The 11,009-nt window shown below is 54.0% G+C and carries 9 protein-coding genes; 7 read left to right on the top strand and 2 right to left on the bottom strand.

Features of this window, described 5'->3' with window-relative positions:
- The first annotated feature begins 281 nt into the window (after positions 1-281).
- The 7 genes from GOV79_RS11745 to GOV79_RS11715 all read left to right on the top strand — a co-directional run bounded on the left by GOV79_RS11745 (position 282) and on the right by GOV79_RS11715 (position 8,461).
- Positions 282-1,202, top strand: a complete 921-nt coding sequence (locus GOV79_RS11745) for an NAD-dependent epimerase/dehydratase family protein (RefSeq protein WP_170789913.1) — start codon at positions 282-284, stop codon at positions 1,200-1,202.
- A gap of 195 nt (positions 1,203-1,397) precedes the next feature.
- Positions 1,398-2,714, top strand: coding sequence for a glycosyltransferase family protein (locus GOV79_RS11740; RefSeq protein WP_170773286.1), 1,317 nt, complete (start codon positions 1,398-1,400; stop codon positions 2,712-2,714).
- A 118-nt stretch (positions 2,715-2,832) separates the two neighbouring features.
- A complete protein-coding gene (rfbF, locus tag GOV79_RS11735; protein ID WP_170773284.1) occupies positions 2,833-3,603 on the top strand; it encodes a glucose-1-phosphate cytidylyltransferase in 771 nt (256 codons plus the stop codon).
- Between the two features lie 6 nt (positions 3,604-3,609).
- Positions 3,610-4,665, top strand: coding sequence for an NAD-dependent epimerase/dehydratase family protein (locus tag GOV79_RS11730; protein ID WP_170773282.1), 1,056 nt, complete (start codon positions 3,610-3,612; stop codon positions 4,663-4,665).
- Complete coding sequence (gene rfbC / locus GOV79_RS11725; RefSeq protein WP_170789912.1) at positions 4,666-5,223, top strand: dTDP-4-dehydrorhamnose 3,5-epimerase; 558 nt, start codon at positions 4,666-4,668, stop codon at positions 5,221-5,223.
- Positions 5,224-5,332: 109 nt separating this feature from the next.
- Entirely contained in the window at positions 5,333-6,307 is a 975-nt protein-coding gene (locus GOV79_RS11720; protein ID WP_170789911.1) for a class I SAM-dependent methyltransferase, read from the top strand.
- Between the two features lie 174 nt (positions 6,308-6,481).
- The gene (locus GOV79_RS11715; protein WP_170789910.1) at positions 6,482-8,461 is read left to right on the top strand and encodes an HAD-IA family hydrolase; all 1,980 of its coding nucleotides are present in this window, start codon (positions 6,482-6,484) and stop codon (positions 8,459-8,461) included.
- A gap of 98 nt (positions 8,462-8,559) precedes the next feature.
- Here GOV79_RS11715 and GOV79_RS11710 read toward each other — a convergent pair whose 3' ends face one another.
- Both GOV79_RS11710 and GOV79_RS11705 read right to left on the bottom strand, forming a co-directional pair.
- Positions 8,560-9,549 carry a C45 family autoproteolytic acyltransferase/hydrolase gene (locus GOV79_RS11710; RefSeq protein ID WP_170789909.1) on the bottom strand — a complete coding sequence of 330 codons (990 nt, stop codon included), beginning with the start codon at positions 9,547-9,549 and terminating at the stop codon, positions 8,560-8,562.
- A gap of 8 nt (positions 9,550-9,557) precedes the next feature.
- Positions 9,558-11,006, bottom strand: coding sequence for a biotin carboxylase (locus GOV79_RS11705; protein WP_170785722.1), 1,449 nt, complete (start codon positions 11,004-11,006; stop codon positions 9,558-9,560).
- Positions 11,007-11,009 lie beyond the last annotated feature (3 nt).

The following is an 11,009-nucleotide window of genomic DNA, read 5'->3' as shown; positions in this document are numbered from 1 at the left end:
AAAATACTTCCATCAAATGCGATCCTTAGTGAGGCGTCGGAGGCCAAAAAAGCTTACGGCCCAAAATAGCTGTTGTGTGCGGTAAAGTCAGCCCGCACGCTAGAAGTCAATCGACATAAACACAAGCAATGACCCCTTAAATAACCCATTCGAAACTGGCGATTTTCCGCTTGTCCCGCTCCACTGCATTTGCCCCTGTTCAAATCCAATGTGCTAGTGTCTGGTAAATGTCACTTTAGTGTGCGAGTGACCTACCCGACGAATGCGGAATGAGGCTCAGTATGAGAGTATTGGTGACGGGTGGAACCGGTTTTCTGGGGCAAGCAGTCTTACGCCAATTGGCGGAGAAACCTTTTCACATAGGCAGCTTGCAACGTGCATCATCTACCTCTGTTGACGACCTTCTCGCAGATGGCGCCGCGACCGTTGAGACACTGATCCTGAAACCAGAACTGAAGGATATTTGCGCGCAGGTCGAAGCCTTTTCGCCTGATGTAATCGTGCATATCGCGGCCGTTTCTCGGGCCAAGGAAGACGAAGAGGGCATACGCGCGATGCTCGAGGTCAACACGCTATTGCCGTCGCTTCTGGCCCAAAGCGCGGCGCGCTGCGGGGCGAAGGGCATGGTGGTATGCGGCACAAGCTGGCAAACTTCGTCGCCAGAAAACATCTATGACCCGTTCAACTACTACGCAGCGACAAAGCAGGCCGCCGAAGATATTCTGGTTCCTTTCGCAAAGAACGGGCTGAATGTCATTTCCCTTAGAATGTTTGACAACTACGGCCCATCAGATTGGCGCAACAAAGTCGTCGATCTTGTTTTTAACGCGGTCGTCGCGCAAGAGCCCCTGAAAATGTCGCCGGGGTTTCAGAAAATGGACCTCGTCTACGTCGAAGATGCTGCGGCTGCGATTGTCGCCGCGACCGAGCGCGCGGCAGGCGACCCGCTGGACCAATTGGAAGTCTATGGTGTGTCTTCAGGTGAGCATCACTCGCTTCGCGATCTCGAAGCATTGATCGGCGAGATCACGGAGGCAGCACCCCCCATCCAATGGGGCGAACGCCCGTATCGTCCGAATGAAATAATGGAGCCCAATCGCAAATTGTCGCGCGTTCCGGGGTGGTCCCCTCGCGTCAGTCTTCGTAAAGGTCTTGAAAGAGTGTGGGAATCAAAACGCAAAGCATTGAGACTGGCAAAGTAAATGTCGCAAAAACACACGCTCACAACTCTCGCGCTGCTGGACAACATCCAGTTTCCAAAGCTGGAAAACGGCAAACCGCTTGCCTTGAACTACAGCCACGACAAGAACCTGTTTCAATTTGTGCACGAAGCGCTCAGACGCGGTCACACTGTATTCTTGGCCTCAGCGCAGGAATCTACGGACCCGAAATTCCGCGTGAAGGTAGTCAGCGCCTACCCCAACTATGTGTGCGAAACCGCAGATATTAACAACAAGGACGTCGATTTTGTCGTGAGCGTTTTCCCCGACGCTCTCAACATCAAGCCGACATTTCCCAATGCCAAGATCATCGCCATTATGCCCGCTTTGCATTGGGTTGAAGATCCCGGCTTGTTTACGCACGACTACTTGCGGCGGGTGATTACCGCGGCCCGCTATCATGTGGACTATTACGTCACCCAAAATATCCGTATGAAGCAGGTACTGTTTTCCTTGCTGCACCTGCTGGCGCGGTTTCCTTACGAAGATCGTATCCTGGTCGCACCCCAAGGGATCGTGGATGAGGTCAAGCGACAGGCCCCTGATCGGCAGGAACTGCGGCAGAAACTGGGACTAGAGCCCGATGACATCATGGTTCTGAATTCCGGCGGCATTTGGAAATGGACAGACTTCAACACTTTTTTCCAGGCGTTCTGCGAATTTACTGTCGAAAACCCGTCTCATAGGCTGCGGCTCTACATGATGGGAATTGTGCAGCCTTTTAACCGCGATCACGACGAATACGTCGCGCAATTCCGTGCCATTCTGGACAAATACCGGGATAAGCTGGGTAAACACCTTGTCCTGTTTGAAGACTGGGACGAGGGCGGTAAACATGTCCAAGACTATCTGAGCATCGCCGATGTTGGGATCAATGTCAGCCAGGACACGCTCGAGGCGTGGCAAAGCTACAGAATGCGCTTTCTGGACTACATGTATTTCGGCATTCCAGTGATTAACACGTCCGGGGATGATTTTTCGACCAGGCATCCCGACGCGTTGTTCGTTTGCAAACCCAAAGATACAGAATCGTATAAAACCATATTCCGGCAAATTACGGATCGCCCGGAGCTTGTCAGCGAAAAATCAGCCATGATGCGCGAAATTGCAGCTGAATATGATAGCCAGCAAACCTATGGCCGCCTGATCGAAAAGCTCGAGCGTTTACCCGCGCGCCCTGAAAAAGACCACGTCATGTGGGATGCAAGCATTGCCGATCAGCCAGATTTTTCGGCAACACCTACGCTGCACCATGCTCAGGAACGGCATAAAAACTGGTTTGTCAGAACTTGGAGACGCCTCACCCAGAGCCGAAAACGCAACCGAATGCGGATGAGGCACATGTTAGCCGGACAAAGTTATCTGATCGAGCGGCAGGCGGTGGCTGTCGACCAGCTTTCGAAGATAGATATGCAGCAAAAGGAAATTGCCGACGCTCTGGATCGCCTGAACTCGGCCGTCAATCAAAAGGACGCGCCAACGCAACAAAAGTAGGAATGGAATACTTGTTGCAAAGGGCAGCAGCATTTGGGAAGCGTAAACCACAATAAATACTAGAAGAAATTATTTGCGTTCAATAAATCCAAACACCCAGGAACTGAAAGATAGAAAAATGAAGGCTGTTATTCTTGCCGGCGGGTTCGGTACGCGCCTTGCAGAAGAAACCGGATTGCGCCCAAAGCCGATGGTTGAAATAGGCGGCAAACCGATCTTGTGGCATATCATGAAAACCTATTCCCACCATGGCATCAATGATTTCGTTATTTGCCTGGGATATAAGGGCTACTTTATCAAAGAGTATTTCCAAAACTATTTCTTGCACAATGCCGACGTCACTTTTGACATCAAACAAAACAGCATGACCGTCCATGAAATGCGAGCCGAGCCTTGGACCGTTACACTGGTTGAAACCGGCGAAAACTCTCAGATTGGCGGCCGGATCAAGCGGGCTTCGCGGTATTTCAAAGATGACGAGGCCGTGTGCATCACCTATGGGGACGGCGTCGCTGACGTTAACATCACTGCTGCCATCGAATTCCATAAACAACACGGAAAACTGGCTACCGTCACCGCCGTTCAGCCTCCGGGGCGGTTTGGCGCACTGGACCTTCAAGACGAGAAGGTGCTCGGGTTTCAGGAAAAGCCGGTCGGCGACGGCGGCTGGATCAATGGCGGATATTTCATCGTTTCTCCGAAAATCGTGGACTATATCGACGATGACTTCACGGTTTGGGAGCGCGAACCTCTGGAAAACCTTGCAAATGACGATCAGTTGCGGGCTTGGTACCACCATGGTTTCTGGCAACCCATGGATACCCTGCGGGACAAGGAGCATTTGAACCGTCTTTGGTCCAACAACGAAGCAAAATGGAAAGTGTGGTGACGTAGCATGTCTAAGAAAATCCTAGTGACCGGAAACACAGGTTATGTCGGCCCCGTTCTGGGGCGTTTTCTGAAACAGCGACACGCGGACCTGCATCTGGTCGGGTACGACGCGGGCTTTTTCTCGCATTCGCTGACCGGGTCCGATTTCCTGCCCGAAATCGTGTATGACACACAGCACTATGGCGACACACGCGACATCACCGCTGACCATCTTGCGGGCTGCGACGCGGTGGTCCATCTGGCCGCCGTTTCCAACGACCCCATGGGCAAAGAATTCGAAACAGTCACCCATGACATCAACCGCGCCGCAAGCGTTCGGCTGGCCAAGCTTGCCGCCGAATGTGGCGTATCGAATTTCGTCTTTGCCTCCTCCTGTTCCATGTACGGCGCGGCCGAGGGCGGCCCGCGCAAGGAAACCGACGCTACCGCCCCGCAAACCGCCTATGCCCGGTCCAAAATAGGCACCGAGCTTGACCTGCAAGAGGCCGATCTGGGCGACATGACCCTGACCTCTTTGCGGTTCGCAACTGCCTGCGGCATGTCCGACAGGCTGCGTCTGGATCTAGTGCTGAACGACTTCGTGGCCTGCGCCATGGCTACCAACAAGATCGTCGTTCTCAGCGACGGAACGCCGTGGCGGCCCTTGATCGATGTCGAGGACATGGCTCGCGCCATTGAATGGGCAGCTCTGCGCGAAACGTCGAATGGCGGTAAATTCCTGGCCGTGAATGCCGGACGTGACGAAAGCAATGTGCGTATCTCTGAGCTGGCCGAAAAGGTCAAAGCACAATTCCCCGGCACCGTGGTCGAGATCAATACCGACGCGCCGCCCGACAAGCGCTCGTACCAGGTTGACTTCGCGCTGTTCAAATCGCTGGCCCCCGAGTCCATCCCGCAAGTGACGCTCGAGCAATCCATCGAACGTCTGCGTGCAGGGCTGGAACATTTCGGCTTTGGCGACACTGATTTCCGCAGTTCGTCCTTCATCCGCCTGAACGCACTGCGTGCGCATATCGACAGCGGACGTTTGTCGCGTGATCTTCGCTGGGGGTCGCTGTAAATGCTGTTCACCCCGACCCCGCTTGAAGGGGCTTACCTGATCGAGCTGGAAAAACGCGGCGATGACCGCGGCTTCTTTGCCCGAATGTTCTGCGAGGACGAGTTCAAAGCACATGGCCTTGTCGGAAAGTTCATGCAGATCAACAATTCATTGACCATGTCGAAGGGCACAGTGCGGGGTATGCATTATCAACTTCCCCCCCACGCCGAGGTCAAGCTGATGCGCTGCGTAAAAGGTGCGATCTTCGATGTCATCGTCGATCTTCGGGATGGGTCAAAGACGTTCGGTCAATGGTTCGGCGCTGAACTTACCGCTGAGAACCGCAAGATGATGTATGTGCCGAAAGGCTTTGCCCACGGCTTCATGAGCCTTACTGATGACACGGAAATTATCTATCCGGTCAGCGCGGCATACGCGCCGGAAAGTGAGCGTGGTCTGCGTTGGGATGATCCGGCGATCGGCATCAATTGGCCTATGGCAGCTCAGGAAGTTTCGCAGAAAGACCAAACGTGGAACGATCTGGACAGATCGACCCATGCAGTAAAAGAAACTGAGTAATTTGCGGAAACTGGCCCAGGATTTCTGCAGGTCAGCTTCGGAAGTTACCCGATTTTGAAACTCAGAATGTTGTGGCATAGCCGCTAGAGCACACGGAAGGCACCGTAAGATGAAAAACCCTATGAAATCGCGGATTCGAAACAAACACATCAAGCGCAGCGTTGACGAATTGATCGCACAAGTTAGCGAGCTAAAACAGGCGCTGACAGGTGACGGTTCGCTTTATCCAGCGCAACCTGCGGAACTTGCCTTGAATCTACACAAGGCGATCGTAGGGAACTGGAGCGCGGTTGCTGCTACATGGCCGCTGGCTCGGACACCCAATGTCGACATTGCTCCTGACTACGAAACCCCCATACCGTCGCGCGACAATATTGGCAGGATACAGGGTAAGTATAATCCCTGTGTCGTGGGCACAGATGGATCTGAACCGGATGCGCTGAATAAGTCGTTTATTTCAGGCGGCATAGAAGACATGACCGTTGTCATGAACATCAGCGAGGTTATGGGACTGCCGCTAACCAAGGACACCGTTACACTTGATTGGGGCGTCGGTTGCGGACGCATCGCCAGACATATCCCCGACATATTGAAACCAAACTTGTTCGGCGCTGACGTTGACCCTGTCAATATTGCCTATTGCAAGGAGAACATGCCGTTCGGGGACTACACAGTGCTCGATCCATACAGCGCAACACCTTACGATGACGATCAGTTCGATCTGGTCTACTCTCATAGTGTGCTGACCCATCTTGCAGAACCTGACCAAAATCACTGGCTCAAAGAATTGTCGCGCATAACCCGTGGCTTGATGGTTCTGTCTGTTCACGGCCCGTATAGCGTGTCTACCGCCGAGTGGTCGAAAAACCCCTACGCGGTCGAACACTACATGTTGCAAGGCATCGTAGACGCACCCGACCCGAACCCAGACATCGCAGACGTAACCGACCCGGAATATTATCGCGATATTGGCCATACACCCCAGTACATTCAAAACCACTGGTCAAAATTCGTGGAAGTCGTCGAGATTATTCCTAAAGGCTTCGGGCATGTGCATGATGCAGTGGTCTGTCGTCCAAAATAAGATAATTCCCGCAGGTTCAACTAACCTACGAGCCTGCGGAAAAACCACTTGGGCTCGGCACCTGAGCGGACCGATACATTGAAGGCCGGCGCATTTCCGCGATAAAATGCGGTGGTCAGATCCCGGTTTCAATTGGTTGCCACCTTCAACAGGGCTCGAACTTAAATAACAGGTATGAACAACTTGGCTCCAAGCGATCAACTGCTCGAACGCGTCGATTCCTTTGATTTTCTATCGGTCGATATTTTCGACACGCTTCTGTTCCGCCACTGCAAGTCTCCTGTTGATCTGTTCGAATTCATGGCGGACCACCCTGAGGTCCTCCTAGCTACCCAACATTTCAAAGACTATCGCACTGGCGCCGAGGCAATGGCGCGAGAGGATGCTTCCGCACAGCGGATCGAAGACGTGACGCTGGATCAGATCTATGCCTGTTTCGCGCAACTGACAAATTGCACAAAAAATCAGGCTGACAAGATCAAACAGCTGGAACTTCGGACTGAACGCGATCTGTTGCATGTGACGAGCCTGGGTAGAAAACTTCTGACACGTATTCAGGACAGTAAGTCGCGTTGGGTGATCACCTCGGACATGTACCTGCCGAAAGACGAGTTGGAAGATCTCCTGACGCAAAAGGGTATAACCGGATGGGAGCGCGTCTTCGTCTCCGGTGAACAGGGTAAGACCAAGCACACGGGCAGCCTGTTTGACGACGTCGCAGCGCATTTTGATGTACCCCGCAACCAGATCCTCCACATTGGCGACAACCGCCATGCAGACGGGAAAATGGCGACGCAGGCAGGGTTCATATCGCATGTGCTACTGGCCAGCAAAGACCTGCCAACGCGATCTCCAAAACCCCGGCGACACACTAGTCTGCTGAATGGAACGCAGCCGATCTCACAGATTTTTACCGCCAACTACTTGGAAACACATCACTACGACTCGGAAAATGTCGACTTTCGAAAACTGTCCGACGACCAGTATCTTGAAGCGTTTGGCGCCTTGATGATTGCTCCGCTCATTACATCGCTGTTGATTTGGATAAAGCGGGAAATGGACAAACAGGGCATTTCGCGGCTCGCGTTTCTGGCACGGGATGGAATGTTTCCAAAAGCTGTTTTCGATCTACTTTGGCCGCAAGGATATGAAACTCAATATGTCGCTGCTTCCCGGCGTTTGTTGACCCTTCCTTTTACCGAGTTAGACCCTGATACAATCGCGGGAATGTTGCATGCCACGCTTGAGGGTTCGCAAACGCTCGACGCGTTTCTCGGGAAGATTTCCGCAGGCCCGCTGTTGAAATCTCTATTTACAGACGCCGGCCTATCCGGCACGGACGAACTGACAAAAGAGCGCCGCCGCACCATCCTGAACCTGTTGCGTGAAAACCCTGACGCTTTCTATCAATCTTTCGCGCATGAAAAGGAGGTCCTGTCCGACTACTACCGCTCGGTCTTCCCTGAAGGCACACATACAGCCATCTTCGACGTCGGGTGGCGCGGCAGTTTACAGCGGTCTATTGATGAGATTATCGGCAAGGACGCACATGTTCTGGGTCTTTATTTTGGCACGAGCGCTCAGGCTGCCTCTATTCTGCGCCGAAATGGGCTGGAGTACGAAAGTTTCGCCGCCTCCAATGGCCTTCCTCTGTTCATGTATCCTTGGGTCGAAGACTTCCGCGATATCGTAGAATTCTTCTTTTCTGCCGATCATGGCAGCGTTCTGGGTCTACAGGAAAAACCGCAGGGCGAAATCGCTTGGAAAACGTCTGACGTCAGTAAGGCAGAAGCTGAAAACCTCCAACGCGCCAAAAAGATTCAGGATGGCGCGCTGTGTGCCATCAAGTCGGTCACTTCGGCCATACCCATCGATGTGCTCGCTAAATATGCCGATCCAAGGGACGAAAAGGATCTTCGACAGTTTCTAAGCAAACCGCACCGCCACGATGCCGCCCGCTTCAACAAGGTCCGCATATTTTCAGGTGTGGGCGATACCACCGGAGAAAGCCTGACCCGCGTTGGCGAACGCAAATCCCATTACCGAAATGCGAAAGGCAGCCGGTGGAGGGCTGGCTACGTTGCTCAGCTAAACCCGATCGCATTCGCCTGGGTGAAATTGCAGTTCCGGAAAAGGAAGCGCATCCGATTGTAACGGATCGAGCCAGAACGCGAATCTAGCCCGGGCATTACTGGCACTTAATGTCGAAACACACAGTGGCTTCCCTGAGGATACGGCCCGTAAACCTGACGTCAAACCACCGCTTCGGCCGCATCGGGCAGCAACAAGGTCAGATCATCTTCCGCAAACAGGTCAAAAGACACGACCCATGCAGCGCCGGGCCACAGAAGTTGCAGCTGTTTCTTCGCGGGCCGGTAGACGGCTGTATAAAGCGTCCCGAACCCGGATTTGAAGGCGGTGGAATAAAGCGGCGGGCGCAGGAACGCGTCGATGAAACGCTTTTCGCTTTCGGGGTGCTGGTTCAGGCGGTTCAGCAGAAACCGTTCCCGTTCGACCGTTGCGGTAAACCGCGCATGTTTGGACCACTCAACCTGCCCCTGATGGTTTGTCGCCACCGACACATCTGAGATTTGAGGGTGCCGGTCAGGGGCAAGATAGACCGTGCTGTGATTGTATTTCGCGTCCAGAACGGTGACGTTATAGCTCATGTGGCAGGGAATGCGGCAGAGCGCATCTACCGCTTGTGCCGTGGTCTCACAGGTCTGCAACACATAGCGCAGGATCAGCGGCACGCCGAAGCCGTCGCCCACCTCGCGCCGACCGCCAAAGGTCAATGAGACCGTAAGGCCGGTATCGTTGATGCCATCCAGCAGGCCCAGAATGCCATCGCTCATCCCGATCACGCCGCGCCCGCCCCAGCGGGTTTTCAACAATGCAGCGTCAAAGGTTTTGGGGTGGTAGTCGTAGTTGCGCACCAAAATGGGTGTCTTGCCACGCCAGATCGCCTGGCTACACCCCGACAGATATTTGGGCGGGCAATAAAAGCTGAGAAACCGCGCCTGACTGTCGCTGCCGCCCACCAGTTCAACCACCTCTTCATATAGCGGCAGGATCTCGGGCATGTGCGTTTGCAACGCGCGCAAGCATTCGCGATAGGTGGGCCGCGCCGAATACCCCTCTTGCACCCACCATTTATGGTAGGCGGGCCAGTATTCGGCAAACAGCCCGGCCAGCTTGGGACCGGGCTGTTCCTCGTCGATTGAGCGAAAAACAAGCGCCATGAGGCCTTCTACATGATTTTGAACGCAGGATCTTCCATCGGCTGCGCGGCTGGCAGCGGTTCGGCGGCGTAGGCCGACGTAATGCCGTGAATCCACTTTTTCGACTTGTCCGTCAGCTTGAACCCCTTGGTCATTGACCGTCCCCGCGTCACCAGAATGCCCAGATCGGCCCCTTCATAGCGGTAGTCGCCGACATTCGAGATGCGCAGAAAGAACGCCTCATTCTCTCCCACTGCGCGGCGGTGATAGTCGAAGCGGTCAAACACCACACGGCCATCTTCGAGCATCTTGTAGATGCCCGATTGCGGGGCCTGCGTGATGCGGTCGACGCTGTCATCGGTATGCTTGATCACCATCTGCGACCAACTGTCGATCATGTCAGGGTCGGCCCAACGGGCGTTCAGTTCCTCGACATCCAACTCGAAGGGCTTCTTCGAAAATTCCAGCAGGTGGAACAGGAACAGCGGCGCGTCGGCATGGGCAAAAGCCGCATGGTTGGTCATCGAACTGGCCCCAGTGATACGCGGGTTCAGCTCACCCAGCCATAGCTCATCGGTTTTCTTGTCGATCAGGAAATCCAGTTCGAAATAGCCACGATAACCGGATTTGCGCAGTTCCTCGCCGAACTGGAAGGTCAGCTGCCGCGCCTGTTCGCGCGCCTTGGGTGGGAAGGCAGTCGAGAATATCTCGTTCCCGCACCAACCGCCGCGATAGGGGGTGAGTTCGTTGAAGCCCACGAGCTCGGTCATCAGCGGTCCCACAATAGTGCCTTCGGACGTCGCGCAGGCCTCGATCGCCGCACCGCGACAATCGATCCGCTTCATGATCTTGATCTCGCCCTCGCCTACGATCTCATCCTTGTGTTTGTTGAAATCCGCCTCGGATTTGATGAAGAAAGTGGTGTGACCGCTGTCGCCAAAGGCCGATTGTAGCACCAGATCATGCCCCAACCCGGCTTTGTCGCAAATTTTCTTCAGGTGATCATAGCTTTTGACCACGCTCAGCGTATTGGGCACCGACGGCACACCCGCCTTGTTGCCGATGCGGACCGTTTCGATCTTGTTGTCGCATTTGGTGCGCAGCTTGGCTTTGGGGAACCACAGCTGACCACCCAGTTCCTTGACCAGTTTCTCGGTCGTCTCATCGAACATCAGGAACACAAATTTGGGCTTGCCACCGCGCCGCTTGACCAGGTCAATGACCTCTTTGTGCTGTAGCAGATAGTTGTTGATGTCTTCGATCGACTGGAATTCGTCATGCGGCATCTCAGATGGCACGAACACGTTAGGATGCCGCCCGTCAAAGCAATCCATGTAGCAGATATAGGTGAAGTTCATCACCCACTCATCCAACCCCAACAAGTTGAAATTAGTCGCCGACACGAAATAGATCGGGTCCTTGTTGGTGTGGAAATACCGGCGGATTTCCGAAATGTTCTTCAGCACCTTCTTAGGCATATG

It is taken from the genome of Ruegeria lacuscaerulensis (assembly GCF_013034745.1).
Taxonomy (GTDB): domain Bacteria; phylum Pseudomonadota; class Alphaproteobacteria; order Rhodobacterales; family Rhodobacteraceae; genus Ruegeria; species Ruegeria lacuscaerulensis_B.
The sequence above is the reverse complement of the archived record's forward strand: the minus strand, read 5'-3'. Positions and strand labels throughout refer to the sequence as shown.

Excerpts from the sequence above, each read along its gene's own strand:
- GOV79_RS11745 (WP_170789913.1), top strand. The coding sequence starts at position 282 with ATGAGAGTATTGGTGACGGGTGGAACCGGTTTTCTGGGGCAAGCAGTC.
- rfbF (WP_170773284.1), top strand. The coding sequence starts at position 2,833 with ATGAAGGCTGTTATTCTTGCCGGCGGGTTCGGTACGCGCCTTGCAGAA.
- GOV79_RS11730 (WP_170773282.1), top strand. The coding sequence starts at position 3,610 with ATGTCTAAGAAAATCCTAGTGACCGGAAACACAGGTTATGTCGGCCCC.
- rfbC (WP_170789912.1), top strand. The coding sequence starts at position 4,666 with ATGCTGTTCACCCCGACCCCGCTTGAAGGGGCTTACCTGATCGAGCTG.
- GOV79_RS11720 (WP_170789911.1), top strand. The coding sequence starts at position 5,333 with ATGAAAAACCCTATGAAATCGCGGATTCGAAACAAACACATCAAGCGC.
- GOV79_RS11715 (WP_170789910.1), top strand. The coding sequence starts at position 6,482 with ATGAACAACTTGGCTCCAAGCGATCAACTGCTCGAACGCGTCGATTCC.
- GOV79_RS11710 (WP_170789909.1), bottom strand. The coding sequence starts at position 9,549 with ATGGCGCTTGTTTTTCGCTCAATCGACGAGGAACAGCCCGGTCCCAAG.
- GOV79_RS11705 (WP_170785722.1), bottom strand. The coding sequence starts at position 11,006 with ATGCCTAAGAAGGTGCTGAAGAACATTTCGGAAATCCGCCGGTATTTC.